The organism is Mycobacterium sp. 1482292.6 (genome assembly GCF_001672995.1).
GTDB lineage: Bacteria > Actinomycetota > Actinomycetes > Mycobacteriales > Mycobacteriaceae > Mycobacterium > Mycobacterium europaeum_A.
In genome coordinates this window covers 21,577-48,261 of the sequence record NZ_LZKV01000099.1, presented here as the reverse complement: position 1 = coordinate 48,261, position 26,685 = coordinate 21,577, and the positions used below count along the sequence as shown (strand labels likewise).

Sequence of the window (26,685 nt, the reverse complement as noted above, 5' to 3'; positions counted from 1 at the left end):
CTGCTGTAACACAAGCGATTGAAAGGATCCACTCCATGGCACGCTCCGACGTCCTGGTCTCCACCGACTGGGCTGAGAGCAATCTCGACGCCTCAGGCGTCGTCTTCGTCGAAGTCGACGAAGACACCAGCGCTTACGACGCCGGCCACATCCCCGGCGCGATCAAGCTGGACTGGCGTTCCGATCTGCAGGACCCGGTCAAACGCGACTTCGTCGACGCCCAGCAGTTCTCCAAGCTGCTCAGCGAGCGCGGCATCTCCAATGACGACACGGTGATCCTCTACGGCGGCAACAACAACTGGTTCGCCGCCTACGCCTACTGGTATTTCAAGCTGTACGGGCACGACAAGGTCAAGCTGCTCGACGGCGGCCGCAAGAAGTGGGAGCTCGACGGTCGCGCGCTGACCAACGAGCCCGTCAGCAGGCCGGCGACGTCGTACACGGCCGCCGCGCCGGACAACAGCATCCGGGCGTTCCGCGACGACGTCATCGCGGCCATCAACGTCAAGAACCTGGTCGACGTGCGCTCCCCGGACGAGTTCTCCGGCAAGATCCTGGCGCCCGCGCACCTGCCGCAGGAGCAAAGCCAGCGGCCCGGCCACATTCCCGGCGCCATCAACGTGCCGTGGAGCAAGGCCGCGAACGAGGACGGCACCTTCAAGTCCGACGAGGAGCTGGCCAAGCTCTACGCCGACGCCGGCCTGGACGGCGAGAAGGAAACGATCGCCTACTGCCGCATCGGCGAGCGGTCGTCGCACACCTGGTTCGTTCTTTATGAATTGCTCGGGCATCGGAATGTGAAGAACTACGACGGCAGTTGGACGGAATACGGCTCCCTGGTGGGCGCCCCGATCGAGTTGGGAAGCTGATATGTGCTCTGCACCGAAACAAGGAGTGACGTTGCCCGCCAGCGTCGACTTGGAGAAGGAAACGGTGATCACCGGTCGCGTCGTGGACGGCGACGGCCAGGCAGTGGGCGGCGCGTTCGTCCGCTTGCTGGACTCCTCCGACGAATTCACCGCCGAGGTGGTGGCGTCGGCCACCGGGGACTTCCGGTTCTTCGCCGCACCCGGATCCTGGACCCTGCGCGCCCTGTCGAAGGCCGGCAACGGCGACGCCGTGGTGGCTCCGTCGGGCGCGGGCATCCACGAGGTCGACGTCAAGATCGCCTGACTCACCAGCCGCCCCAGACGCGGACACCGCGGGACGAATAGACTTGTCCCCGTGGTGCTGTTCTTCGAGATCATGCTGGTTGTGGCGGTCGTGGTGATTTCATGGTTCGCCCTGTACACCCTCTACCGGCTCATCACCGACGAGTCGTGACCCGCGCCGGCGACGATCCTGCACGCAGCGATGGTGAGGAGCGGCGCGCATGACCTCAGCCGGCGACGTTCTGCGACGCAGCGATGGGATGGTGTGGCGCGCGTGACCCCCGATCAACCGTTCAGTTCCGCCGGCTCCGGCGATCGGGCGGTGGCCGCGGCCGCTGAGCGCGCCAAGCTGACCGCCGGCCGCAACATCCCCTCCTACGATGACCTGCCCCTGCCCGCCGACACCGCGAACCTGCGCGAGGGCGCCAATCTGAGCGATGACCTGCTGGCGCTGCTGCCGCTGGTCGGCGTGTGGCGCGGGGAAGGCGAAGGTCGCGGGCAGGACGGGGACTATCGGTTCGGTCAGCAGATCGTGGTCTCGCACGACGGCGGCGACTATTTGAATTGGGAAGCCCGCTCGTGGCGGCTCAGCGAGACCGGCGACTATGAGGAACGCGGTTTGCGCGAGACCGGTTTCTGGCGCTTCGTCAGTGATCCCGACGATCCCGGCGAATCCCACGCGATCGAACTGCTGTTGGCCCATTCGGCGGGCTACGTCGAACTGTTCTACGGCCGCCCCCTGACCCAGTCGTCCTGGGAGCTCGTCACCGACGCGCTGGCCCGCAGCCGGTCGGGCGTGCTGGTCGGCGGCGCCAAACGCCTCTACGGCATCGTCGAGGGCGGCGACCTGGCCTACGTCGAGGAGCGGGTGGACGCCGACGGCGGTCTGGTGCCGCATCTTTCGGCGCGGCTGTCCCGGTTCGCCGGCTAGCAACGGCCCGCGGCCGCCTTTTTCTGCGTGTACTGTTCGACCTCCGAGCATCCGATGGGCGACGATATGCCCCGGAAGGGAGGTCGGTCGGATGCGTCCCAAGCGGTCACCCTCGCCTGTGGTGCGCCGAGCGGTCAGCGCGACCGGCCTGCTTCTGATCCTGTATCTGGCCGTCCTGGATCTGCGGCCCTCGGTCCTTGACGCGCTGCCGGCCTCGCTGGGATGGTTCGGCCGGCCCGGATCGATGCCGACGCTGGCGATCGTGGTCACGGTGCTCATCGCGGCGTGTGTGCTGACCTTCCGATCGGACAGCAGCCACCGGGTGGTGGGGGTTTCGTTCACCGTGATCGCTGCGTTGGTCAGCATGGGCGCGGTGCTGGGCCTCACCTCCTACTGGGGATGTCACGACGCCAATCACCCGGCCTTCTTCACCCCGCTGATGGCGACGGCCAGCCTGGTCAAGGGCAGCACCGGTGACTTCTCGGTGAGCGGGCGAACCTGCCCGAACCCCACGCCCGTCGGGCTGGAGCTGGCCCGGATCGCTGCGCTGGCGGCGATTTTCACCGGATTGGGCGGCGTGGTGGTCGGCGTGTTCCGGTCGCAGGTGGACCGGCTGCGGGCCAACCTGGCCGACTCGGTCACGGTCATCGTCGGGGTCGACGCCGACACCCAGTCGATGATCAGCGCGGTGGCGCGCACGCTGGACCGGCGCAGCACCCTGGTGGTCGTCACCGGCGCCAGCGACGACCGCGTGGCGCGCGCCCGCCGACAGGGCGCCCGGGTGGTCCTGGTGGACTTCGACACCCCATCCACGCTGGTGTCACTTCGACTGTGGCGCAATCTTTCTCGGCTCTACCTGATGGCACCCGATCCGGCGATCAACCTGCTGTGGCTCGACCTGATCAGCCGCCGGCTCTCCGAGGTCGCCCACAAGCGGCGGCTGCCGCTCATCGTGCGGATGGACGACCCGTGGCTGGCCCAGGCGTGGCGTGCCCAGCAGTTCGGTGGCTCCGACACGCGGTGGGCGGCCGACGTTGTGGGCAAATACGAGGTGACGGCGGGCAGGCTCGTGGACGCCATCAGCGCGACCCGCCGGACGCGACGCGTGTTCGTCTGCGGCACTTCGCAATTGACCCTTGCCCTGTGCGCCAATCTGACCCAGCGCGCTTTGGAGCGCGACTTCTACACTCCACCCGACGCGGTGCCGCTGCCCGCGCTGACGCTGGTCGAACGCGACGCCGAGGATTACCTGGCCGATCACGAGTTCTACCGTCGGCAGGCCGGATTCGTATCGGAGGGGCCGAAGATCGACGCCGTGGCCCAGCTGCCGACCGTGCCGACCATGCTGAAGCTGATCGGCGAGGCCGACCCGGCCGGCTGCGCGGTGATCTTCGTGGACGCCCACGCCGCGACGACCGCGGCCCGACTGGCCGCCCGGTTCCCCGAAATGCCCATCCACGCCTCGGATCTCAATACCAGCATCAGCGACGACTCGATCCAGGTCGTCGGCCGGCTGCAGTCCTACTCGCTGGTGCTCGACACCCAGGAGGGGCTGGTTCAGGACGCGTGGGAGCGCGCGGCGCGGCTGATCCACGAGCGCTACGTCTCGACGATCGACCCGGGGGCGCCGCGGTCGGCCGCCGCGATGCCGTGGGCCGAACTCGACGAGTTCTACCGCGGCTCCAACCGCCGCCAGGTACGCAACGCCTTGTGGATGGTGGAACAGATTGCCGGACATACCTGGAACACCTGGGGCAGCCCCCCGGCGCAGTTGTCCGGCCGCGACATGGCGGGTTTGGCGCCGACCGAGCAGCTGGCGTTGATGGGGTTCGACCACCACGCGGCGATGAGCATGGCCCAGGCAGAGCATGAGGACTGGTGCCGTTACTACCGCCGCAACGGCTGGAAATACGGTGTGCCACGCGATGATTCACGCAAGATTCACGACAAGTTGGTGGACTGGCCGACCGTCGAAGCCAACCCGGAGCTGCTCAACGCCGCGGTGCGCAGTCTGGCCGGAACCTTGTGGAGCCTGCGGCAGCTGGGCTTTCGCTCACGCCCGCTGTGGCAATCCTTTTCCCGCGTGGGCACGGTCGCCGCGGAGCAACGCGCGACCGGGTGGACATGGACATCGGATTCGGGCCACATGCTGCGGGCCGACGCCGGGGACTGGGCGATTTCCGAAGACGGCAAGGTCTGGTCGGTGCGCGACGACATCTTCCGCGACACCTACGAACCCGCCGGCGACGGGCGGTGGCGTCGCAAGGGACGGGTCCAGGCGCGCCCGGCGCAGCCCGGCGAGGTCGTCAACACCCTGGAGGGACCCGCGGCGGCGGCCGACGGCGACTGGGTCGTCCGCGGGCAGGGCGGCGAGCAATGGCCGGTTCCGGGTGAGGAATTCGCGCGACGCTACGCCGAGATCCGGTCGTCCGACGACGCCCAGGTTCTCGATCGGGGCAACGGCTGAGTTCAGCCCGCCTCCGTGCCAAATGGCCCTGAATTTGCGCCTTCTGACCGGACCCAACACTGATACGGTATCGGCGCACGTGCAGTAGCCGACGAGGCTTCGCCCGAGTTAGTTCGCTCCGCCTCACCCAAGGAGACTTCGATGGCGCTGTTCATCAGCTACTCGAGCCAAGACAGGTCGACGGTCGACGCCCTGACCACCGCGCTGCGGCGCGGGCAGCAGCAGGTGTGGTTCGACCAGGAGCTCGGCGGCGGGGATTCCTGGTGGAACAAGATCTTGGAGCAGATCCGCTCGTGCGACGTGTTCATCGTCGCGCTGTCGAACAACTGGGTGCAGTCCAAGCCCAGTCAGGCCGAGTTGCGCTACGCGAGGGCCCTGAACCGGCCGATCCTTCCCGTGCGCATCGGCGACGTCGACAGCATGCGCGTGAATCCCCTTGCGGCATTGCAGATCATCGACTACCGCGAGCCGACCGTCGACGCCGGCATCCAACTGGTCACCGCGGTGCACGCCCTGCAGAGCAAGCCGGTGCCGTTGCCGGATCCGCTGCCCGAAGAGCCACCGGTGCCGTTCGGGTACATCACGCGGCTGGGCAATATCCTCGCCGAAAAGGAGCTCAGCCCGCAGCAACAGACGCAACTGCTGATCGAACTGCGGTCCGGGCTCGACGAGGACGGTGACGACCCCAGCGCCCGCGGTGACATCGGCCAGCTGCTGCGCATGCTGCGCCTGCGTCACGATGTCACCTACCGCACCCGCACCGAAATCGACAACGTACTGGCCGAAATCGAGGCCAAGAACAACGCGGCGGACGCACCGGCAACCGGCGCCACGGAGCAGGCGGCGGCGACCGCAGCGAAAGCGCCGGCCGGGCCCGCGCCCTCCGCCGGGCCGTCGGCGAAGGCCCCCGTCCCGCCCGCGGCGGGCACCGGGTCGAACAAGCGGCTGTTGATCATCGGCGGTGCCGCCGTCGCGGTGATCGCCGCGATCGCGATCGTCGTCGTGTTGGCAACGCAGGGCGGCAAAACCAAGGCACCCAAGGCCGGCCCCAACTCGGCCACGGACGCCGGATCAGCGGCGGCAGCCGGTTCGGGCCCGACGGCCGCGAACGGCGCGAAGCTGGACTCCTATCTGCTCGGCCCCGCCGAGGTCGGCGCCATCATCGGCGACCAGAACCTGGTGGTCTCCGAGAAGGCCGGGCAGCTTCGCAACCTGAGGGCGACGCTGTCCAACCCGAACTGCAAAAACGCCTGGGAGCCCATCGAGAGCTCGGTCTATCAGGGAGCCGACGGCTACACCGCGGTGAGTGGGCAGGCCGTACACACCGCCGGCGAGAACCCGCCGCATCGGGTGTACGAAGCGGTCGCGGCGTTCTCGTCGCCCGAGAAGGCCGCGGCGTTCGTGGCGGCGACGGCCGAGAAGTGGAGGGCCTGCGCGGGTCAATCGATCACCATGAGCTTCAACGGCAAGTCGTCGGGCTGGGCTTTCGGTGAGGTCACCGGCGCCCCGCCCAAGGTCTATCAGCAGAGAACGGAAGCGGACGGGACCCGGGTCTGCCACCACGCGTTGCACGCGGCGTCCAGCGTCGTCGTCGACCTGCTGGTGTGCGGCCCGGATGCCGGCACCGGTCAGGCCGGCAAGCTCGCCGGGGAGATCGCCGCGAAGGTGAACCAGTAGCCGCCCCCCCGACATGGATCGGCCCCCGAGCCGTATTCCAGGTTGGACAAACCGGAAGCTCGGGGGCCGGGTGACTGCGGGGAATTCGCTAGCGCACGCGTGACGCCAGCTCTTCCGAGCAGGTGCTGCTAGCGCGCAGCCACCTCACATGTCCATGAAGCTATCAATTTCGCGGACCACCTCCTTCCTTGTGTACGGCCGACCGTACCCGCGGATCGGCCAGCCGACAACAGAATTCAGCGCTCAGCGATCGCTGACGATGGCGGCGTCGATCAGTTCGGCGAATTCCGCGGCCATCGGCGCCGGCGGCAGCGCGCGGCCGTCGAGCGTGTGCACACGGGCGGCCAAGGTCATGCTGGAGATCAACCAAACGCCTTGGGCGGCAACCAAATCCGCGACGCGCAGCGCCCGGTAGTCGCAGTCATAGCCCTTGTCCCTGGCCACCTCGAACAGGGCCTGCTGGGTGGTGCCGCGCAGGATCGGATACCACGGCGGCGGGGTCAGCAGGAGCGGATGATCCTCCGGCGTCTCGGGGGCCGTGGCGATCACCACAGTCGAGCGAGGGCCTTCCAGGATGTAACCGTCGGTGCTGACGAAGATCACGTCACCGGCGCCCTGACGGGCGGCATGGCGCAGGGCCGCCATATTCACCGCGTAGGACAGGGTCTTGGCGCCGGCCAGCAGCCACGGCATCGCGTCGACGCCGGTGGCGGTTAGCCCGCGATCGAGCGTGATCGCCGCCAGCCCGCCCCGCCGGACCGCCGTCACGCGGTCGGGGACGGCGTTGACCATGACGTAGGCCGTCGGCGCCGACCCGCCCTCGCGGCCCCGGCTGTAGATCAACCGCATCGCGCCCTCTTCGGCGTTGTCCGCGCACCACTGCCGGGTGGCCGCCTCGATCGCGCTTCGCCACCGCGGCAGATCGGGTGCGGGCAGATCGGTCAACGCGGCGGACTGGGTCAGCCGCTGTAGATGCGGCTCGATCAGGCAGGCCCTGCCGTCGCGGACCAACAGCGTCTCGAACACACCGTCACCGCGGACCGCCGCCAGGTCGTCGGCGTGCAGCAGCGGCGCGTCGGGCGAACGTATTTCGCCGTCCAGCGTGACGATCACACCCGTCTGGCCCGCCATGGTCGAAAAGCCTATCCAATGCGGCCAAGGGGGCCCGCGTCGCGACCGCGTCCACGTGGGACCTCGCGAACGTGAAGCTAGCCGCACATTCGGCTCCGAGTGTGAAGCCAGCTTCACACTCGTTGGGGACGTGCGGCGGTCCGTAGAGTTGACTCGTGACCCACCCCGTCGCCGCACCCGAGACCGGACCCGACGCCGGTGCCGTCTGGCACTACGGCGATCCGCTGGGCGAGCAGCGCGCGGCCGACACCGACGCGATAGTGGTGGACCGCTCGCACCGCGGCGTGCTCACCTTGACCGGCAAGGACCGGCAGACCTGGTTGCACAGCATTTCGACGCAATTCGTCAGCGACCTCCCCGACGGCGCCAGTACGCAGAATCTCAGCCTCGACGGGCAGGGCCGCGTCGAGGACCACTGGATCCAGACCGAGCTGGGCGGCACCACCTACCTCGACACCGAACCGTGGCGGGCCGAGCCGTTGCTGGGATACCTGCGCAAGATGGTGTTCTGGTCGGAGGTCACCCCGGCCGGTGCGGAGCTGGCCGTGCTGTCGCTGCTCGGCCCGAAACTTGCCGACCGAGCGATTCTCGACGCGCTCGGGGTGGATGCGCTGCCCGCCGAGCTGACGGCGGTGCCCACCGGCGACGGCTTCGTGCGTCGGATGCCGGGCAGCCCCGCCGGCCGGCTCGAGCTTGACCTGCTGATTCCGCGCGCCGCGGTCGACGAGTGGCGCAAGCGCCTGACGCAGGCCGGAGTGCGTCCCGCCGGGGTGTGGGCCTACGAAGCCCACCGGGTGGCGGGCCTGCGGCCCCGCCTCGGCGTCGACACCGATGAGCGCACGATTCCGCACGAGGTGGGGTGGATCGGTGGCCCCGGTTCGGGGGCCGTCCACCTGGACAAGGGCTGTTACCGCGGGCAGGAGACGGTCGCGCGGGTGCACAACCTGGGCAGGCCGCCGCGGATGCTGGTGCTGCTGCACCTCGACGGCTCGGTCGACCGGCCGTCGACCGGTGACCCGGTGCTGGCCGGCGGCCGCACCGTCGGCCGTCTCGGCACGGTGGTCGACCACGTGGATCTCGGGCCGATAGCGCTGGCGCTGCTCAAGCGCGGGCTGCCGGCCGAGACGGAATTGGCGACCGGACCGGACGCCTCGGTCGCCGCGGTGATCGACGCCGATTCGCTGCCCGCAACCGAACAAATCGGCGCGGGGCGGCTAGCTGTTGAACGGTTGCGGGGCGGTGCGGGATAATGAACGGTAACGTCCGCCACAGCAAGTAGGGGGCGCCAACGCCCGGTGGCGGGGCACGGTAAACTGTTGGCAGGACAATACGACACCAGGAGATCGGAGCCGCCTACTCGTTAGGCCGCTCCGTTATTGCGCGAGGGGGTTCCCCCATGGGCCGCGGCCGGGCTAAGGCAAAGCAGACCAAGGTTGCTCGAGAACTCAAATACAGTTCTCCACAGACCGACTTCCAGCGGCTTCAGCAAGAGCTGTCCGGATCGGGTTCGGACGACTCCAGTGACCTGGACAGCGACGGATCCGACGAATCCTGGGACGACCAGGACAGCTGGCGTCGCTAAGACCAACGCCCCGGCGCCGATGCGTAGTGCACCGGCGCCGCGTTAGTTCTGCCGGAGCACAAGCTTTCTAAAACCTCGGGTGCAGACCGACCATCTTGGCCCGTGGGCCTTCTTTTCCGCCTTTGCCCACGGTGCCCAGCACCCAGCAGTCCAGGTGCCGGGCGGTCAGGATGGCCAGGGCCCGGTCGGTGTCCTCGGGGGCCACGATGGCGATCATGCCGACGCCCATGTTGAACGTCTTTTCCATCTCCTCGCGGGTCACCCGCCCGCGCTGGGCGATCATGGCGAAGACAGGGGCGGGCGTCCAGGTCCCGCGATCCATCTCGGCGACCAGGCCGTGCGGGATGACGCGTTGCAGGTTGCCGGCCAGCCCACCGCCGGTGACGTGGCAGAAGGTGCGCACGTGGGTTTCGGCCGCGAGCGCCAGGCAGTCCTTGGCGTAGATGCGGGTGGGTTCGAGCAGCTCTTCACCGAGCGTGCGGCCGAACTCCTCCACATATCCCTCGAGGTTCATCCGGTCGATCTCGAGCAACACGGTGCGCGCCAACGAATATCCGTTGGAATGCAGACCCGACGAACCCATCGCGATGATGACGTCGCCGGGCTTGACCCGGTCGGGCCCCAGCACGTCGTCGGCCTCGACGACACCGATGCCGGTGGCCGAGATGTCGTAGTGGTCCGGTTCCATCAGGCCGGGGTGTTCGGCCGTCTCGCCGCCCAGCAGCGCGCAGCCGGCCCGCACACATCCCTCGGCGATGCCGCCGACGATGGCGCTCAACCGTTCCGGCACCGTCCGGCCCACCGCGATGTAATCCTGCAGGAACAGCGGCTCGGCGCCGCACACCACAAGGTCGTCGACCACCATGGCCACCAGGTCCAGCCCGACGGTGTCGTGCTTGTCCATCGCCTGGGCCACCGCCAGCTTGGTGCCGACGCCGTCGGTGGAGGCCGCCAGCAGCGGCTCGCGATAATCGCCACGTAGCGCGAACAGGCCGGCGAATCCGCCCAAGCCGCCCCGGACCTCGGGTCGCGTGGCTTTCGTCGCCAGCGGCTTGAACAATTCGACGGCGCGGTCGCCGGCTTCAATGTCCACCCCGGCCGACGCGTAGGTGATGCCCTGACTGCCTTGGTGGCGTCCTGGACTCTTTCCGGGATCCGTCATCGCGATAAAGGCTACCGGGCGGCGCCGACGGCCGGTATCAAACGTCGGTGAAGGAGCGCAACCGAGTTCCTCAGTGCACGACCGGCACTTCGTCGGGCGCGAGTTCCTCGAGCCCGGCGCCGCGGGCGGCGTTGGCGAGCATGTGCTCGATGACGTTCTTGCCCAACGCCGTTTCCCCGGGCAGTTCGATGGGGTACTGGCCGTCGAAGCAGGCGGTGCACAGCCGCGAGGCCGGCTGCTCGGAGGCCGCGACCAGGCCGCGCAGCGAGATGTAGCCCAGCGAGTCGGCGCCGATGGCATGCCGCACCGCCTCGAGCATCTCCTTTTTGTCCTCGACCGCGTTGGCGATCAGCTCCGCCGGTGACGGGAAGTCGATGCCGTAGAAGCAGGGCCATTTGACCGGCGGTGAGGCGATCCGCACGTGCACTTCGACGGCGCCGGCCTCGCGCAGCATCCGCAACAGGGCGCGCTGGGTGTTGCCGCGCACGATCGAGTCGTCGACCACGATGAGTCGCTTACCCCGGATCACCTCGCGAAGGGGGTTGAGCTTCAGCCGGATGCCGAGCTGGCGGATGGTCTGCGACGGCTGGATGAAGGTGCGCCCGACGTAGGCGTTCTTCATCAGCCCCTGGCCGTAGGGAATGCCCGACTCCTGGGCGTATCCGACCGCGGCGGGCGTGCCCGACTCGGGGACGCCGATCACCAGGTCGGCCTCCACCGGACGTTCGCGGGCCAGCCGGCGGCCGATCTCCACCCGGGTCGCGTGGACGGACCGTCCGGCGATCGTGCTGTCCGGTCGCGCCAGGTAGACGTATTCGAAGACGCAGCCCTTGGGGGTGGGGTTGGCGAAACGCGTGGAGCGGACGCCGTCGGCGTCGATCGCCAGCAGTTCGCCCGGTTCGATGTCGCGGACGAACGAGGCGCCGACGATGTCGAGCGCCGCCGTTTCGGAGGCCACCACCCAGCCGCGGTCCAGCCGTCCCAGCGAAAGTGGCCGCACCCCATGGGGATCGCGACAGGCGTACAGCGTGTTCTCGTCCATGAAGGTCAGGCAGAACGCGCCGCGCACGGTCGGCAGCAGGTCCAGCGCCGCCTGCTCCAGGGTGGCGTCCGCCGCGCCGTGGGCCAGCAGCGCGCCCAGAATGTCGGAGTCGGTCGTCGCCGGTGCGGGGGCGCGTTTGGCGATCAGCCCCTCGTCGCGGGCGCGGGCGGCGAGCTCGGCGGTGTTGACCAGGTTGCCGTTGTGTCCCAGCGCCACCCCGGTGCCGGCCGCGGTGTTGCGGAACACGGGCTGGGCGTTCTCCCAGGTGGTGTCGCCGGTGGTCGAGTAGCGGCAGTGCCCGATGGCGACGTGGCCCTGCATGGCGCCCAGCGTCTGCTCGTCGAACACCTGGCTGACCAGGCCGAGATCTTTGAAGACCAGCACCTGGGAACCGTCGGCGACGGCGATGCCGGCGGCCTCCTGGCCGCGGTGCTGCAGCGCGTACAAGCCGTAATAGGTGAGTTTGGCGACGTCCTCGCCGGGGGCCCAGACTCCGAATACACCGCATTCTTCGCGGGGTGCGTTGAAGTCCTCTTCGGGTTCTTGGACGGTCACGATTAGGCAGCTCCCCGGGGAACGGTTGGTGACGTAACGGAGTCTACGGGCAGCGCCGCCGCGCCGACGAATCCGCCGGGCGTGTTGCGCGACAAAATGCCAGCGCGAATACCTAAACCTGCAGTTCAGGGTTATGTTCAGCCGAGATCGAACAGCGGCAGCCAGTGTTCAATCTCACCCGCTCGCGAGCCGGAAAGGCGCAGCGCACCGGTGCGCTGCGCCTCGCCGAACGGCAACTCCCCGGTGGCCAGCAGCAGCCAGGTCCGCGGGTCGGTTTCCACCACGTTGGGCGGTGTTCCGCGGGTGTGCGTGAGCCCGGTGATGCACTGCACCGCGACGAACGGCGGGACGCGCAACTCCACGCTGCGCCCGGGCGCCACCGCGGCCAGGGTGCGGGCGGTGAGCCGGACGGCCGTCGCCAATTCCTGCCGCTCGGGCTGCGGACCGGATTCGTCGCGCAGCCACTCCGCGACCGCCAACACGGCCTGCCGGGCCTTGGCCGGATCGGCTTTGTCGCGGGGGGCCATACCCTAGGGTCTCAAAACCATGGAGCCCCGTCGCCCAAGGGCGCGGCCGCCGTACCGTACCGCCGGCCTGGTGACGGTCGTGATCATGGGATTGCTCGGGTCGCTTCTGTACCTGCAATTTCGCGGCGCCCTGACGCCGACCACGAAGTTGACCATGGTGGCCGCCCGGGCGGGTCTGGTGATGGATCCCGGTTCCAAGGTCACTTACAACGGGGTGCAGATCGGCCGAGTGTCCAGCATTTCGGAGACCACGCATGGCGGCAGGCCGGCCGCCAAGATAGTCCTGGACGTCGCCCCGAAATACATCAAGCGGATCCCGGCCAACGTGGTCGCCGACGTCAAGGCGACCACGGTGTTCGGCAACAAATATGTTGCCTTAAGCGCACCGAAACAGCCTGCAGCACAGACGATCACACCGTCTATGGTGATAGATGCAACATCGGTGACCACCGAGTTCAACACCCTTTTCGAGACACTCACCTCGATCGCGGAGAAGGTCGATCCGGTCAAACTGAACCTCACACTCAGCGCCGCCGCCCAGGCGCTGAGCGGAATGGGCGAGCGGTTCGGTGCCTCGCTCGCCGACGGCAATGCCGTCCTCGACGACCTGAACCCCCGGATGCCGGCCCTGCGCAACGACATTCGGCGGCTGGCGGCTCTGGGCGATGCCTATGCGAACGCCTCTCCCGAACTGTGGGACGCGCTGGACCACGCGGTGACGACCGCGCGCACACTCGACTCGCGCCAACGCGAGCTCGATGCCGCACTGCTGGCCGCGGCCGGGCTGGGCAACGCCGGCGCCGACGTCTTGGGCCGCAGCGGGCCATTCTTCGTCCGCGGCGCCGTCGACCTGGTTCCCAGCAGCCAGCTGCTCGACGAATACAGTCCCGAAATCTACTGCACCATACACAATTTCGACGAAGTCGCGCCGAGAATCCACAACGCGCTGGGCGATAACGGCTACTCGCTGGGCGCCCACGCCTCAGGCGCCATCGCGGGGGCGCCCAATCCTTATATCTGGCCGGAGAACCTGCCCCGCACCAACGCCAGGGGCGGCCCGGGCGGACGGCCGGGCTGTTGGCAGAAGATCACCCGGGAACTGTGGCCCGCGCCGTTTTTGGTGATGGACACCGGCGCAAGCATGGCTCCTTACAACCACTTCGAGGTCGGCTCGCCGCTCGCGGTGGAATTCGTGTGGGGCCGCCAACTCGGTGACTACACCATCAATCCCTGACCATCAGCGGCGCGACGACTGCACCGCCAGCACCGCGATCGCCCCGGCTTCGTTGATGGCCAGGTGCGCCAGCGTGGGTGCGGCCAGGCTGCCGGAACGATCGGCCAGCCAACCGAACAGCCAGCCCGCGATCCCGGTCACCAGCACGGTGCCGGCCACCGGCTCACCCGTCGCCCGCGCGTCGGCGATGTGCGACAGACCAAAGGCGCTGGCCTGCAACAGTCGCCCACCGCGTGCGCCGAAAGCGACGGCGCCGGCGGTGGCCAGCGCACCGCGAAAGGCGGACTCCTCCGACCACACCGTGCCCACGGGTATCCGCAGCAACAGCCACTCCGGGTATGCCGCCGGCGGCTCGCGGCCGGCCATCGATCGGCGCACCGGCGCCAGCTGAGTCGTCGCGGCCACGGTGGCCGCCGCCGAGCAGGCGAACAGGGAGCCCAGGCGCAGGCCGGCCCACAGCCGGGGCGGCCGCAGGCCCAGCGGAGCGCGCGTGACCAACACGAGCAGCCCACCCACCGCGGCCTGCAGCGCTGTCCGCCAGTTGGCCGGCAGCCTAGGGCTGACGAAACTCCAGCCGACCAGGGCGGCGGCCAGCGACAGGGCGCGGATCCGACGAAAAGCCATGTCGGACATCAGGATTCGCCGCGAGCACTCATCCGAAGAGCCGCGGCAACACCGCCTCGGACGTCTCGCGCAATTCGGCCAGGGTGATCGTGAACAGGCCCTGCACCTCCACCGCGTCGGAGGCCTGGTCGACGACGCCGATGCGCACCGCCGGCAGCCCCCGCGCCTCGCACATCGACCGGAACCGGCTCTCCTCGGTGCGCGGCACCGCCGCCAGCACGCGGCCGGCCGACTCGGAGAACAACGTCACGAACGGATCGGCGCCCTCGGGAAGCACGATGCGGCAACCGGTTTCACCGGCCAGGGCCGCTTCGACGACGGCCTGCGCGAGGCCGCCTTCGGACAGGTCGTGCGCCGCGGACACCAGGCCGTCGCGCGATGCCGAGCGCAGCACCTCACCCAGCAGCTTCTCGCGGGCCAGGTCCACCTGGGGCGGCAGACCGCCCAGGTGGTCGGCGGTCACCTGGGCCCAGATCGAGCCGTCGAACTCGTCGCGGGTCTCGCCGAGCAGCATGAGGGTTTCCCCGGGCTCGGTGCCCAGGCCGGTGGGGATACGCCGGGCGACGTCGTCGATGACGCCGAGCACCCCGACCACCGGGGTGGGCAGGATCGCCGCCGAGCCCGTCTGGTTGTAGAAGCTGACGTTGCCGCCGGTGACCGGAATCCCCAGTGCCACACAGCCATCGGCGAGTCCCTTGACGGCCTGCGAGAACTGCCACATCACACCGGGGTCCTCGGGTGAACCGAAGTTCAGGCAGTTGGTCACCGCGACGGGGGCCGCTCCGGTGACCGCGACGTTGCGGTAGGCCTCGGCCAGCGCGAGCTGGGCTCCGGCGTAGGGATCCAGCTTCGTGTAGCGGCCGGAGGCGTCGGTCGACAAGGCGATGCCGCGGCCGGTGGACTCGTCGACGCGCAGCACGCCGCCGTCGGCGTGCTCGGCCAGCACCGTGTTGCCCCGCACGTATCGGTCGTACTGCTCGGTGATGAAGGCGCGGCTGCACAGGTGCGGGCTGCCCAGCAGCGCAAGCAAAGTGGCGCGCAGTTCGTCACCGCTGGACGGTCGTGGCAGCCGGGTCGACCTGTCCGCGTTCAGGGCATCCTGCGTGTCGGGGCGGGCGACCGGTCGCTGGTAGACCGGGCCTTCGTGGGCGACGGTGCGCGGCGGGACGTCGACCACGGTCTGGCCGTGCCAGGTGATCCGCAACCGGTCGCCGTCGGTGACCTCGCCGATCACGGTGGCCAGCACGTCCCACTTGCGGCACACCGCCAGAAAGGCGTCGACGTTTTCCGGGGTGACCACCGCGCACATCCGCTCCTGGGACTCGCTGCACAGGATCTCCGCGGGCGTCATACCGGTGGTGCGCAGCGGCACAGTCTCCAGCTGGATCGCCATGCCACCGTCGCCGGCAGAGGCCAATTCCGAAGTGGCGCATGATAATCCAGCGCCACCCAGGTCCTGGATGCCGACCACCAGATGACCGGCGTACAGCTCGAGGCAGCACTCGATGAGCACCTTCTCCATGAACGGGTCGCCCACCTGAACCGAGGGCAGCTTCTTGCGCGAGTTCTCCGCGTCGAAGGTGTCCGACGCCAGCACCGACACCCCGCCGATGCCGTCCAGCCCGGTGCGGGCCCCGAACAGGATGATCTTGTTCCCGGCGCCCGAGGCGAAGGCCAGATGCAGGTCCTCTTGGCGCAAGACGCCGACGCACATGGCGTTCACCAAGGGGTTGCCGGCATAGCACGCGTCGAAGACGGTTTCGCCGCCGATGTTGGGCAGGCCCAACGAGTTGCCGTAGCCGCCGATGCCGCGCACCACGCCGTCGAGCACGCGGCGGGTGTCCGGCGCGTCGGCCGCGCCGAACCGAAGCTGGTCCATCACCGCGACCGGTCGCGCGCCCATCGCCATGATGTCGCGGACGATGCCGCCGACGCCGGTGGCCGCACCCTGGTAGGGCTCGACGTAGGACGGGTGGTTGTGCGATTCGACCTTGAAGGTGACGGCCCAGCCGTCGCCGATGTCGACGACGCCGGCGTTCTCGCCGATCCCGGCCAGCATGCCGGTGCGCATCTCGTCGGTGGTGGTCTCGCCGAAGTAGCGCAGGTGCACCTTGGATGACTTGTAGGAGCAGTGCTCGCTCCACATCACCGAGTACATCGCCAGCTCGGTGTCGGTGGGGCGACGGCCCAGGATCTCGCGGATGCGCTGGTACTCGTCGTCTTTGAGGCCCAGCTCGGCGAACGGTTGCGGCTCGTCGGGAGTGGTGGCGGCGTGCTCGACGGTGTCGATGGCCTGGGTGGGCGCGCTGGTCCCGGGGACAGTCACGCCAGACAGTCTAGGGCTGGGCGGCGTGCAGGCGCTCTCGCCGCCCCAGCAGGCATAGCGGGACCTAGACGCCGCGGAGCAGGTCTGCGGTTTCGGTGTCGGCGGGGTAGAACAATTCGACGGCCAGTTCGGCGAGGGTGACCTCCAGCGGCGTCCCGAAGGTCGTCAGCGTGGTGAACATGGACAACCGTCGGCCCCCGCCGACGTCGAGGATGAACGGAATGAGCAGCGACGCGCTCTCCGGCGTGCGCCGCGCTTCGGCCGCGGCAGCGACACCCGGGTAGTCGCGCACCTCCTTGTCGAGCGCCGCCAATCCCAGGTCGCCGGTGAGCGCGACGGTGCGCCGCAGTTGGTTCAGCAGGTAGCCGGCCCAGTCCGGGAAATTCAGGGTGCGTCCGGCCAGGCCGTCGGGGTGCAGGCACAACCGGTAGACGTTGGCCGGCGGCCCCAGCAGCTCCTCGGGTAGGCCGGCGGTCAGCGCGGAGGCTGCGGCGTTGGTCCCCACGATGTTCCAGCAGCGGTCGATGAGGATGCCCGGGTAGGGGTCGTGCGCATCGAGCAGGCGTTGCACCGCTTCGCGAGCCGGGGAAAGGGCGGGGTCCTCGAGCGGGCGCGATTGGTAACGCGGCGCGAAACCTGCGGCGAGCAGCAGCGTGTTGCGTTCCCGCAGTGGTATATCGAGTCCGTCGGCGAGGGTGAGCACCATTTCCGGACTGGGGCGCGAGCGTCCCGTCTCGATGAAACTCAGGTGCCGCGCCGAGACGCCGACGCTCAGCGAAAGATCGAGCTGACTCACGCGCCGTCGCGTCCGCCATTCGCGCAACAAGGCACCGACCGCCGCTTGACTCACCAGGCCACGGTAACCACGTCTGCGCGCTCACGGCGATGACCTCTCAGGTAATTGCGATGCCGCACTGCGCGGCGACACGCTTGCAGCACGCGCTCGATCGGAGCGCCCGATCCAAGGAGGAACCATGACGGACGTCCAATCCGCGCCGAAGTTCAGCGCCGAGGTCTTCGCGGCATACTGGGCCGCACCCACCATGTCGCGCGGCTTCGACATCCTCGCCGAGGACATCGTCGGCTACTGGCCCGGCGATGCGGAGCCGGTCCGGGGAATCGAGGCGTATACGGCGAAAATCGCCGAATTGCTGGAGGCTGCACCCGATTTGCGACTCGAGGTGATCGACAGCGCTACCGTCCCTGCTGCGGCCGAAGGTGAGGAACTCGTGTTCTTGCACTACGTCGGTCATGGCACCGGCCCGGACGGACCGTTTCAGATCCGGGGCATCGACCGGGTCCGCACCCGCGACGGGATCGTGGTGGAGAACGTGATCCGCTACGAGCCGGCTTTCCTGGGTCAGCGCTGAGCGAGCGCTACTGACGCACGACGCAGAACACGTTGCCCTCGGGGTCGGCCAGCACCACCCACCGGAAGTTGTCGCCGAATTGGTGCCGGCCGACCTCGGTCGCTCCGGCCGCCGTCAGTCGGGACACCTCGGCGTCGACGTCGGCCGCGCTCAAATCGAGGTGCACGCGGTTCTTTCCGGGCGTCGGGTCGGGCACCTTCTGGAATCCGAGCCGCAGCCCTTCCGGAAAGGTCACCGCGGTGAACTCGCCGGCGAGCACATCGTGCGTCGAGCCGCCGAACTGGGCGGCCCACCAGGCGGCCAGCTTCGCCGGGTTGTCACAGTCAAAGGTCAGCATCTCCACGTTGAGCGCCATAACGCCAGACCCTAGGCGTGATGGGGCCCGGGCGGAAGGAACGCGCGGCTAATCCACCGTCACGAAGTCGGCCATCATGGCCATGTCTTCGTGCTCGAGATTGTGGCAATGCAGAAGGTAGGAACCGGTGTAGTCGGTGAATCGGATGAGAACTTCGACCGCCTCGGCCGGCCGGACGTCGACGGTGTCCTTCCAGCCCATGTCGAACCGTCCCGGTGCGCGATTGTTGCGTGAGATCACTTGGAACGGGTTGAGGTGCACGTGGACGGGATGGTGGAATTCGGTGATGAACCGCCAGATCTCTGCGGTACCGAGCTTGGGACGCGCCAGCGCCCGGCCCGGTTGATACGACAGGTCGTTGATCGTCCACGCGCCCCCTCTTCCGAGGCGGAAGAGGAACGTGCGGGTGGCCACGGCATCGTGTCGGTTAAGACCCGCTGCGCTACTGCTGAGCAGTTCGGGGATGGCCGACTCATCGGAGCGGTCGGCGCCGACGATGTCGAATCGCATGACCTCACCGGCGTTTTCGGTACCCAGCAGGTTGACCAGGCGCACGCTTGTGCCGCGCCGGTACCGGCTGAAATCGACCACAACATCAAAGCGTTCGGCCGGAGCGATGTCGATGAAATCGTGGCCGACCGGTCGCGCGAGCAATCCGCCATCACTGCCGATCTGCACCAGCGCCGACCCGCCGGGCGGCTGTGGGTCTAACTGGAGTCGATAGCGACGGGCGTTGGATGCGTTCAGTAGCCGCAAGCGATAGCGGGCGGGGTCGGTCTCCAACACCGGCCACGGCGCGCCGTTGACGAGGATGACGTCACCGAGGACGCCATTCATGTAGTCGCCGGTTACTCCGCCGCCGTCCGCGGCGGGGTACCGAAAGGAGCCATCGGCGGCGAAGGCACGATCGGTGATCATCAACGGAATGTCGCGCTCGGCGCGAGGCAGCGGCAATGCGTCTTCCTCATCGTCATGGATCACGTGAAAACCGGCCAGGCCGTGCCACACAGCGGCGCCCGTATACCCCATGCGGTGATCGTGGTACCACAAGGTAGCGGCCCGCTGGTTCATCGGATAAACGTATTCACGCTGTCCGACAACGCTATTGCGCGTCATGCCATCCGCACTGGATTGATCGCCTTGGGGCAGGATGAAGTCGACGGGGTATCCATCGTGGTCTTGCGGGGTGTGCCCGCCATGCAGATGCACCACGACCGGCACCGGCAGAGCGTTGCGATGCCGCACCACGGCTCGTCGGCCGGACCGGGAAACGATGGTGGGGCCGGGAAAAGTCGTGTTGTACGTCCATGCCGCAGTGGTCAACTCGGGCAGTATGCGCAAGTGCGAGATCTGCTGGGTGATCTCGTAGTAGTCGGTGCCGGCATCGCTGCTGACCGGTGCCAATTGCTCCGGGATCGGCAACGGGACTTGATAGCGGTCGGGCAGTTTGGTCTGACTGCGCACGAGCCGTCCCGATTCTGCCGATCCCAGCAGTGCGCCCGCCATTGGCCAGCCGGCACCGACCAAGCCGATTCCAGCCGCGGCAGCGCCCACCCGCAGCGCGCTACGCCGGTTCACCGAATCACATCCTGGTGTGCTGGACGAGAGCGTGCGGCCAGCGGCCACCGCCACACCGATGCGGTCAGCTGAACGATCCCCACGATCAACAGCACCCCGAGCGGAACGTGTAACGCTGTCAGCCGCAATTCCCCCGAGGCAAACTCGGCGATGAGGAGGATGGTCACCAGCGTCGCGACCGCTATCGGCCAGCGCGGCCCGCCCGTCCTGCTCACGATCACCAGCACCACCACCTGAACGACGGAAAGCACCGTGGTCACTTTCGCACCCGCGGAGTGCAGCCCCAGTGCGTCGTACTGCCCACCCAGGAAACTGCCGGCGAATGCGGCTTGAGCCACCGCCAGAATTGCCAACGTTGCACTGGTGGCACGGGCGGTCACCCGCGGCCAGCGCGGGCCGTACCAGCTCTCCGCTGTCATCGATCCTCCTCGTCGTGGCGTCAGGATTGCCGCCTCACGAAGTGACGACGAGGCGCGGCGGCGAAAAGTTACGCGCGCGTGTAACTTTGCGCCCCGCCGATCCGTCCTTGGATACGAGTTGCTGGTAGCGGCCGGCTACTCCACCCGGACTGGATCAGCCGATTGCGGGCCACCGCAACGGAATACGCAATAGGAGAAGCGATGGACCCCTAATGCGGCGATACCCGATCGAAGAGCCGGTCGGTGGTCGCTATCCGAAGCGCTCTGGCCTGGTGCGTCAGGGCTGCCCCGACGGGGTGACACAGACGACTCTGCTCTCATTCGACCAACCACGGAAGACCCCAACATGCGCACCGCATACCTCATCGTGACGGCAATTGCCATAGCCTTCGACGGCTTCTCGGGCGTGAGCGCACTGCTCCACTTCGCGCCCATCATGGGGCCCATGCGCCGGGCCGGGGTGCCGCTGTCCTGGCTGCGGTTCCCCATCGGCACCCTGAAAACCTTAGGCGCCCTTGGGCTTATCGTCGGCCTGTGGATTCCGGCAATCGGCGTCGCCGCGGCAGCCGGGCTGACTATCTTCTTCATTTGCGCGATGTACACCCACGTACTCGCCAACGATATTTCCGGTCAGTTCGCGTTCGCCGGGTTCCTGCTCGCCCTCAACGCCGCAACCTTCGCGCTGACTCTGGCTTTCGTGTAGCCCTGTCGAACCTCAGAACGACTCGGGCGAAAAGAAGGCCTGCATCGCGGCCGAGTACGAGGCCACGTCGTGCGCGCCCATCAACTCGCGCGCCGAGTGCATCGCCAGCTGCGCGGCGCCGACGTCGACGGTCGGGATGCCGGTCCGGGCGGCAGCGAGCGGCCCTATCGTCGACCCGCAGGGCAGGTCGGCGCGGTGCTCGTAGCGCTGCAGGTTGACCCCGGCCTGCCGGCAGGCCAGCGCGAAGGCCGCGGCCGTGCGTCCGTCGGTGGCATAACGCAGGTTGGGGTGCACCTTCAGCACCGGCCCGGCGTTGACCTCTATCAGGTGGCCGGGCTCGTGCCGATCCGGATAGTTCGGATGGGTGGCGTGCGCCATGTCCGCCGAGGCCAGCAGTGAGTCGGGCAGACGGCGCAGGAAGTCCTCTCGGGTACCGCCGGCCGTGAGCACGATGCGCTCCAGGATGGTGCCCAACAGGTCGGACTGGGCACCGTGGTCGGAGGACGAACCGACCTCCTCGTGGTCGAAGAGCACCAGCACGGGTACGAACGCCCGGGGCGTGGCGGCCAACATAGCCTCCATGCCCGCATAGCAACTGGCCTGGTTGTCCAGCCGGGGAGCGCTCAGCAGGTCGGCGTTGGCGCCGATCACCGTTGAGGGGGTCAGGTCGTGGGTCATCAGGTCGGCGGCCAGCACGCCGGTCGCCGCCACCCCGGCGCGTTCCGCGACGAAGTCGAGGAAGGACGTCGCTGCTGCGCCGACACCCCAGACGGCGTTGACGTGGCGCTGCGGGTCCAGTGTCAGCGATTTGCGGTCCTCGGCCAGGTGAATGGCCAGCTGCGGCACCCGCAGGATCGGGTCGTCGATTCGGACCAGCCGGTGCTCGATCCCGCTGCCGTCATGAACTGACAACCGCCCGCTGATGCCCAGGTCGCGGTCCAGCCAGGAGTTGAGCCACGCGCCGCCGTAGGGCTCCAAGGCGAGCACCCGCCAACCGGCGACCATCCGGTCGGGATGTTGTTTGACCCGCAGGTTCGGGCTGTCGGTGTGTGCGCCGACGATCCGGAAGGGGCCGTCGGCGCCGTCGGAATTCCACGCGACCAGCGAGCCGGCCCGGACCACGAAGTAGCGGCCCGGTTCTTCCGGCCACCGTTGAGCCTCGTTCAGTTCGGTGAACCCGGCGGCGGTCAGCCGCGCGCCGACCGTGGCGCAGGCATGAAATGGCGAGGGGGAAGCGTCGATGAAATCGCAGAGGCCTGCGGCGCTGGCCGACATGTTGATCATCATGGCTGTCCGCGGTCACGGACTTCACGCTAGGTCCGATTGCGCGCTCCTTGCTCGCGCCGCTTTCGGCGCTCACCGTCGCCACGCTAGGTCCGATTGCGCGCTCCTTGCTCGCTCCGCTTTCGGCGCTCACCGTCGCCACGCTAGGGTCCTCAGAGTGCCCCCCGTCCAGCCGCAACCGATCCTCGCGCCGTTGACGCCCGCGGCGATCTTCCTGGTGGTCACCATCGACGACGGCGGAGAGGCGACGGTGCACGACGCGCTGCCCGAGATTCCGGGACTGGTGCGCGCGATCGGCTTCCGCGAACCGCAGAAGCGGTTGTCGGCGATCGCCTCGATCGGCTCCGACGCGTGGGACCGCCTGTTCTCCGGACCGCGGCCCGCCGAACTGCACCGGTTCACCGAGCTGAATGGACCGCGGCACACCGCCCCCGCCACCCCCGGGGACCTGTTGTTCCATATCAGGGCCGAGAGCTTGGACGTCTGCTTCGAGCTGGCCGACCGGATCCTCAAATCAATGGCTGGCGCGGTCACCGTGGTCGACGAGGTGCATGGCTTCCGCTACTTCGACAACCGCGACTTGCTCGGATTCGTTGACGGCACCGAGAACCCGGACGGCGCGCTGGCCGAAAGTGCCACCGCGATCGGCGACGAGGACCCCGACTTCGCCGGCTCTTGCTATGTGCACGTGCAGAAGTACGTGCACGACATGTCGTCGTGGCATTCGATCTCGGTCACCGAGCAGGAGCGGGTGATCGGCCGGACCAAGCTGGACGACATCGAACTCGACGACGATGTGAAGCCGGCCAACTCCCACATCGCGCTCAACGTGATCACCGACGACGACGGCACGGAACTGAAAATCGTGCGCCACAACATGCCGTTCGGCGAACTCGGCAAGAGCGAATACGGCACCTACTTCATCGGCTATTCGCGGACACCCCAAGTCACCGAACGAATGTTGCGCAACATGTTCCTCGGCGATCCCCCGGGCAACACCGACCGCATCCTCGACTTCTCCACCGCCGTAACCGGCGGAATGTTCTTCTCCCCCACCCTGGACTTTCTCGATGATCCACCGCCGCTGCCCGCAGCGCCGGTGGCGGAAACGCCTGTTGCACAGAACGGCTCACTTTCGATCGGCAGCCTGAAAGGAACCTCCTTATGAACAACCTCTACCGCGACCTGGCACCGGTCACCGACGCCGCCTGGCACGAGATCGAAACGGAGGCGACCCGCACCTTCAAGCGACACATCGCCGGGCGCCGGGTCGTCGACGTCAGCGAGCCGGGCGGACCAGTCGCCGCCGCCGTCAGCACCGGTCGGCTCGCCAACGTGGCGTCGCCCACCGAGGGTGTGGAGGCTCATCTGCGGGAGAGCAAACCCCTTGTCCGCCTGCGGGTTCCGTTCACCCTGTCTCGTTACGAGATCGACAACGTCGAGCGCGGCGCCAACGACTCCGACTGGGATCCGGTCAAGGAGGCCGCCAAGAAGCTGGCGTTCGTGGAAGACCGGGCCATCTTCGAGGGCTACGCCGCGGCGTCGATCGAGGGCATCCGCTCGGCCAGCTCGAACAAATCGCTGACCCTGCCGGCCGATCCGCGCGAGATCCCCGACGTCATCACCCAGGCGATCTCCGAACTCCGGCTGGCCGGTGTTGACGGCCCGTACTCGGTGCTGCTGTCCGCCGACGTCTACACCCGGGTCAGCGAGACCACCGAACACGGATATCCGATCCTCGAACACATCGACCGACTGGTTCCCGGAGACATCATCTGGGCACCGGCCATCGACGGCGCGTTCGTGCTGACCACCCGCGGCGGCGACTTCGACCTGCAGCTCGGCACCGACGTGTCGATCGGATACACCAGCCACGACGCGGACACCGTGCAGCTGTACCTGCAGGAGACGCTGACCTTCCTGTGCTACACCGCCGAGGCGTCCGTCCCGCTGAACCCCTAGGAATAAACGCCGACCAACCGCTGCTTACCGGGAGAGCAATTGAACTTCTCTCCTGGAGGCAGGATTTCGATGGCAACATCATTGGCCGGATCGACCGCGTTGGTGACCGGTGCTACATCGGGTATCGGCCGGGAAATCGCACTGCAGCTTGCACGTCGCGGCGCCGAGGTCGTGGTGCAGGGCCGCAACGCCGAACGCGGCGCAAAAACCGTCCGCGACATCGAAAATGCCGGTGGTACAGCTCGTTTCGTCGCGGCGGATCTCAACGTCGCCGACGAGGTGCGGCGATTGGCCACCGAGGCCGGGCCGGTGGACATCCTGGTCAACAACGCCGGTATCTATGAATTCGGGCCGACCGCCGACACCGACGACGCGACCTTCGACGAACACGTGAACGTCAACCTGCACGCCCCCTACATCCTGGTGCAGAAGTTGGTGCCGGCCATGGCCGCCCGGGGCCACGGTGCGGTGGTGAACGTGAGCACCCTCGCAGCGTCGTTCGCAACGCGCGGGGCGGGGATCTACGGAGCCACCAAAGCCGGCTTGGAGCAGCTGACCCGCGTATGGGCCGATGAATTCGGCGAGTCGGGCGTGCGGGTGAACGCGGTGGCCGCGGGGCCGACGGAAACGCCTGGGGCCGCGGCGCTTCCGGGCGCCCTCGAGACCATCGCGGCCATCACGGCGCTGAAGCGGGTGGCCGACGCGATCGAAATCGCCAGTGCCGTAGTCTTTCTCGCCTCGCCGGAGGCCAGCTACGTCAACGGCGCAGTCTTGCATGCGACCGGAGGGCAGCAAGCAATCGTCGCCTGAGCACTACAGATCGAGCACCACGTCGGTTTCCGGCGCCGCCGAGCAGATCAGTACCGACCCGTCACCCGGCGGATCCAGCGGCCGCTGAACGTAAGTGGTTGCGCCGGAGACGATTCCGGTGACGCACACGTGACACACGCCGCTGCGGCAGGAGAAGCGGGTTGGCACGTCGCATGCTTCGGCGAGATCGAGGATGCTGCGGTACGCGGGTGACCAGTTGACCGTTAATCCGCTGCGCGTGAAGGTGATCGCCGGTCCGACACCCAGTGGGCCGGCGGGCAGGTGGGGCGGCTTGCGCTCGCCCGCATCGACCACCCCCGGGTTGATCGCGGGCAGCGCGCCGAACAGCTCGGTGTGGATCCGGGACGGGTCGAATCCCATTCCTGTCAAGGCGTCGCGCATATCCGTCATGAATTGGGTTGGACCGCAAAGGTAAACGGTGGCGTCGGTCGGCAGGCCCAGTCCCGCGATCGACTCCCGGCGCAGCCGGCCCTGCGTTTCGGTAAGGAAGACCCGCTGCCGGGCGTGCGGTAACGATCCGATCAGCGTCTCGACTTCGGCTGCGAACACCTGCGTTTCCCGGTTGCGGGTGGTGTGCAACCACCAGATGTCGCGCCGGCTTCCGGCCGCGGACAGGGCGTGCAGCATCGCCAGCACCGGCGTCGCGCCTATTCCGGCGGAGAACAGGACGACCGGGCCCTCGTCCTCGGTCAAGCAGAAGTCGCCACGCGGAGCGGCCGCCGCGATTACCGACCCCGGCTTGATGTGGGTGTGCAACCACCGGCTCACCACGCCGTGGTCCTCGCGCTTGACGCTGATGCGGTAATAGCCGGCGGAGGAGTCGTCCGATAGGGAATAGCTGCGCAGCGGCGCGGGCAAGCCGGCGCCGGCGATCTTGATCGTCAAGTACTGCCCGGGCAGCGCCGGTGGCAGCGGAGCCTGGTCGTCGGCCTTGAGCCGGATCGAGAGCACTTCTGGACTCTCCCAGCATGTTTCGGTGACCCGCAAGCTACGAAAGCCCTGCCACCCCGGTTCGACTCCGATGGGCGGCGCCACCGCGGAAGTGGCTCCATCGTGCGCGGCCAGCAGCTCGTGAAACGACTGCTGCCAACCCGGGCTCAGCGCCGGAATGTCGACGGCCTTGCGCAGCGTCTCGACGTTGCGGTCGGGTAGATAAAGCAGCGCGTCCACAGCGGCGACGCTGAGTTCGTGGCGGCCGCGGCGGGTCCGCACGATGTCGTCACCGGCTCGCACGTGGCCCTCGGTGATCACGCGGAAGTAAAAGCCCGGGCGATGCTGGGCCACCAACAGATTGGGCATGTCGGGCTCGTCGAGGCGAAGACCGACCCGAAAGCAGGTGACGCGCGGCTGGGTCACCTCGAACTCGGCGTCACCGATGCGATAGCGGTCGCCGATGCAGACGTCGTCGTCGGCGAGCCCGGTGACGGTGAAGTTTTCCCCGAAGTGCCCGGCTCGCAAGTCGTCGCGCTTCAGGTAGCTCTTCCAGAAGTCGTAGGACTCGCTCTGGTACACCATCACCGCGCGTTGTTCACCGCCGTGACCGGCGAGGTCGCCCTGACCGTCACCGTCGACGTTGCGGCGGCGCACCATGACCGGTCCCTCGACCGGGGCCTTCCATATCCCCGTGTAGACGGTTTTGTCGCGCCATTCGACGTTCTTGGGCATGCCCACGTTCACCGAAACAAGCCTGTCGACCATGTCACCTCGAACCAGCTCGTATCCGTAGCGAGCCCAACTGGGATGATTGGCCCAGAATATGGCAGGCCAGTCCGCA

At 67.9% G+C, this 26,685-nt stretch carries 25 protein-coding genes; 13 read left to right on the top strand and 12 right to left on the bottom strand.

The window, feature by feature from the left end; all coding sequences use genetic code 11:
* The first annotated feature begins 35 nt into the window (after window positions 1-35).
* The 5 genes from A5624_RS10225 to A5624_RS10205 all read left to right on the top strand — a co-directional run bounded on the left by A5624_RS10225 (window position 36) and on the right by A5624_RS10205 (window position 6,226).
* The gene (locus A5624_RS10225) at window positions 36-869 is read left to right on the top strand and encodes a sulfurtransferase (protein WP_066865526.1); all 834 of its coding nucleotides are present in this window, start codon (window positions 36-38) and stop codon (window positions 867-869) included.
* 1 nt (window position 870) lies between these two features.
* Window positions 871-1,173 carry a DUF1416 domain-containing protein gene (locus A5624_RS10220; protein ID WP_066865523.1) on the top strand — a complete coding sequence of 101 codons (303 nt, stop codon included), beginning with the start codon at window positions 871-873 and terminating at the stop codon, window positions 1,171-1,173.
* A 252-nt stretch (window positions 1,174-1,425) separates the two neighbouring features.
* The gene (locus tag A5624_RS10215) at window positions 1,426-2,082 is read left to right on the top strand and encodes an FABP family protein (RefSeq protein WP_066865849.1); all 657 of its coding nucleotides are present in this window, start codon (window positions 1,426-1,428) and stop codon (window positions 2,080-2,082) included.
* Window positions 2,083-2,173: 91 nt separating this feature from the next.
* Window positions 2,174-4,549: a hypothetical protein gene (locus tag A5624_RS10210; protein ID WP_066865520.1), complete on the top strand. Its 2,376-nt coding sequence runs from the start codon at window positions 2,174-2,176 to the stop codon at window positions 4,547-4,549.
* A gap of 141 nt (window positions 4,550-4,690) precedes the next feature.
* A complete protein-coding gene (locus A5624_RS10205; RefSeq protein WP_066865517.1) occupies window positions 4,691-6,226 on the top strand; it encodes a sensor domain-containing protein in 1,536 nt (511 codons plus the stop codon).
* A 243-nt stretch (window positions 6,227-6,469) separates the two neighbouring features.
* On the opposite strand, the gene A5624_RS10200 is transcribed toward A5624_RS10205, so the two are convergent.
* Complete coding sequence (locus A5624_RS10200) at window positions 6,470-7,339, bottom strand: aminodeoxychorismate lyase (protein ID WP_082990536.1); 870 nt, start codon at window positions 7,337-7,339, stop codon at window positions 6,470-6,472.
* 173 nt (window positions 7,340-7,512) lie between these two features.
* Here A5624_RS10200 and A5624_RS10195 point away from each other — a divergent pair, with 173 nt between their 5' ends.
* Together A5624_RS10195 and A5624_RS10190 are read left to right on the top strand one after the other, a co-directional pair.
* Window positions 7,513-8,607: a folate-binding protein YgfZ gene (locus tag A5624_RS10195; RefSeq protein WP_066865511.1), complete on the top strand. Its 1,095-nt coding sequence runs from the start codon at window positions 7,513-7,515 to the stop codon at window positions 8,605-8,607.
* Between the two features lie 146 nt (window positions 8,608-8,753).
* Window positions 8,754-8,939, top strand: coding sequence for a DUF3073 domain-containing protein (locus A5624_RS10190; RefSeq protein ID WP_066865508.1), 186 nt, complete (start codon window positions 8,754-8,756; stop codon window positions 8,937-8,939).
* 67 nt (window positions 8,940-9,006) lie between these two features.
* Here the strand turns inward: A5624_RS10190 and purM are convergent, their stop codons facing one another.
* The 3 genes from purM to A5624_RS10175 all read right to left on the bottom strand — a co-directional run bounded on the left by purM (window position 9,007) and on the right by A5624_RS10175 (window position 12,225).
* Window positions 9,007-10,101: a phosphoribosylformylglycinamidine cyclo-ligase gene (gene purM / locus A5624_RS10185; RefSeq protein ID WP_066865503.1), complete on the bottom strand. Its 1,095-nt coding sequence runs from the start codon at window positions 10,099-10,101 to the stop codon at window positions 9,007-9,009.
* Window positions 10,102-10,171: 70 nt separating this feature from the next.
* Window positions 10,172-11,698, bottom strand: a complete 1,527-nt coding sequence (purF, locus tag A5624_RS10180; protein WP_066865500.1) for an amidophosphoribosyltransferase — start codon at window positions 11,696-11,698, stop codon at window positions 10,172-10,174.
* A gap of 137 nt (window positions 11,699-11,835) precedes the next feature.
* Complete coding sequence (locus A5624_RS10175; protein ID WP_066865497.1) at window positions 11,836-12,225, bottom strand: sterol carrier family protein; 390 nt, start codon at window positions 12,223-12,225, stop codon at window positions 11,836-11,838.
* Between the two features lie 19 nt (window positions 12,226-12,244).
* On the opposite strand from A5624_RS10175, the gene A5624_RS10170 reads away from it, so the two are divergent.
* On the top strand, window positions 12,245-13,459 hold the full coding sequence (locus tag A5624_RS10170) for an MCE family protein (protein WP_066865493.1): 1,215 nt from the start codon (window positions 12,245-12,247) through the stop codon (window positions 13,457-13,459).
* A 3-nt stretch (window positions 13,460-13,462) separates the two neighbouring features.
* Here A5624_RS10170 and A5624_RS10165 read toward each other — a convergent pair whose 3' ends face one another.
* From A5624_RS10165 to A5624_RS10155, 3 genes are all read right to left on the bottom strand, one after another.
* Entirely contained in the window at window positions 13,463-14,092 is a 630-nt protein-coding gene (locus tag A5624_RS10165; RefSeq protein ID WP_066865490.1) for a CPBP family intramembrane glutamic endopeptidase, read from the bottom strand.
* A gap of 19 nt (window positions 14,093-14,111) precedes the next feature.
* Window positions 14,112-16,409, bottom strand: coding sequence for a phosphoribosylformylglycinamidine synthase subunit PurL (gene purL / locus A5624_RS10160; RefSeq protein ID WP_066865487.1), 2,298 nt, complete (start codon window positions 16,407-16,409; stop codon window positions 14,112-14,114).
* A gap of 64 nt (window positions 16,410-16,473) precedes the next feature.
* The gene (locus tag A5624_RS10155; protein ID WP_066865483.1) at window positions 16,474-17,259 is read right to left on the bottom strand and encodes a helix-turn-helix domain-containing protein; all 786 of its coding nucleotides are present in this window, start codon (window positions 17,257-17,259) and stop codon (window positions 16,474-16,476) included.
* Between the two features lie 124 nt (window positions 17,260-17,383).
* Here A5624_RS10155 and A5624_RS10150 point away from each other — a divergent pair, with 124 nt between their 5' ends.
* Entirely contained in the window at window positions 17,384-17,779 is a 396-nt protein-coding gene (locus A5624_RS10150; protein WP_066865480.1) for a nuclear transport factor 2 family protein, read from the top strand.
* A gap of 7 nt (window positions 17,780-17,786) precedes the next feature.
* Here the strand turns inward: A5624_RS10150 and A5624_RS10145 are convergent, their stop codons facing one another.
* From A5624_RS10145 to A5624_RS10135, 3 genes are read right to left on the bottom strand one after another with little or no spacing between them, the layout of a single operon-like run.
* Window positions 17,787-18,134, bottom strand: a complete 348-nt coding sequence (locus A5624_RS10145) for a VOC family protein (RefSeq protein WP_066865477.1) — start codon at window positions 18,132-18,134, stop codon at window positions 17,787-17,789.
* 48 nt (window positions 18,135-18,182) lie between these two features.
* Window positions 18,183-19,712: a multicopper oxidase family protein gene (locus tag A5624_RS10140; protein ID WP_066865474.1), complete on the bottom strand. Its 1,530-nt coding sequence runs from the start codon at window positions 19,710-19,712 to the stop codon at window positions 18,183-18,185.
* Entirely contained in the window at window positions 19,709-20,131 is a 423-nt protein-coding gene (locus tag A5624_RS10135; RefSeq protein ID WP_066865471.1) for a hypothetical protein, read from the bottom strand. Before A5624_RS10135 ends, A5624_RS10140 begins: the two co-directional genes overlap by 4 nt.
* 346 nt (window positions 20,132-20,477) lie before the next feature.
* Here A5624_RS10135 and A5624_RS10130 point away from each other — a divergent pair, with 346 nt between their 5' ends.
* Complete coding sequence (locus tag A5624_RS10130) at window positions 20,478-20,834, top strand: DoxX family protein (protein WP_066865468.1); 357 nt, start codon at window positions 20,478-20,480, stop codon at window positions 20,832-20,834.
* A 12-nt stretch (window positions 20,835-20,846) separates the two neighbouring features.
* On the opposite strand, the gene A5624_RS10125 is transcribed toward A5624_RS10130, so the two are convergent.
* A complete protein-coding gene (locus tag A5624_RS10125) occupies window positions 20,847-22,109 on the bottom strand; it encodes a M18 family aminopeptidase (protein ID WP_066865846.1) in 1,263 nt (420 codons plus the stop codon).
* Between the two features lie 166 nt (window positions 22,110-22,275).
* Here A5624_RS10125 and A5624_RS10120 point away from each other — a divergent pair, with 166 nt between their 5' ends.
* The 3 genes from A5624_RS10120 to A5624_RS10110 all read left to right on the top strand — a co-directional run bounded on the left by A5624_RS10120 (window position 22,276) and on the right by A5624_RS10110 (window position 24,890).
* A complete protein-coding gene (locus A5624_RS10120) occupies window positions 22,276-23,286 on the top strand; it encodes a Dyp-type peroxidase (RefSeq protein ID WP_066865464.1) in 1,011 nt (336 codons plus the stop codon).
* The gene (locus tag A5624_RS10115; RefSeq protein ID WP_066865461.1) at window positions 23,283-24,080 is read left to right on the top strand and encodes a family 1 encapsulin nanocompartment shell protein; all 798 of its coding nucleotides are present in this window, start codon (window positions 23,283-23,285) and stop codon (window positions 24,078-24,080) included. The genes A5624_RS10120 and A5624_RS10115 overlap by 4 nt, the downstream gene beginning before the upstream one ends.
* Before the next feature lie 69 nt (window positions 24,081-24,149).
* Window positions 24,150-24,890, top strand: a complete 741-nt coding sequence (locus A5624_RS10110; RefSeq protein ID WP_066865458.1) for an SDR family NAD(P)-dependent oxidoreductase — start codon at window positions 24,150-24,152, stop codon at window positions 24,888-24,890.
* A 3-nt stretch (window positions 24,891-24,893) separates the two neighbouring features.
* On the opposite strand, the gene A5624_RS10105 is transcribed toward A5624_RS10110, so the two are convergent.
* Window positions 24,894-26,609: an MOSC and FAD-binding oxidoreductase domain-containing protein gene (locus A5624_RS10105; protein WP_066865456.1), complete on the bottom strand. Its 1,716-nt coding sequence runs from the start codon at window positions 26,607-26,609 to the stop codon at window positions 24,894-24,896.
* Between the last annotated feature and the right edge of the window lie 76 nt (window positions 26,610-26,685).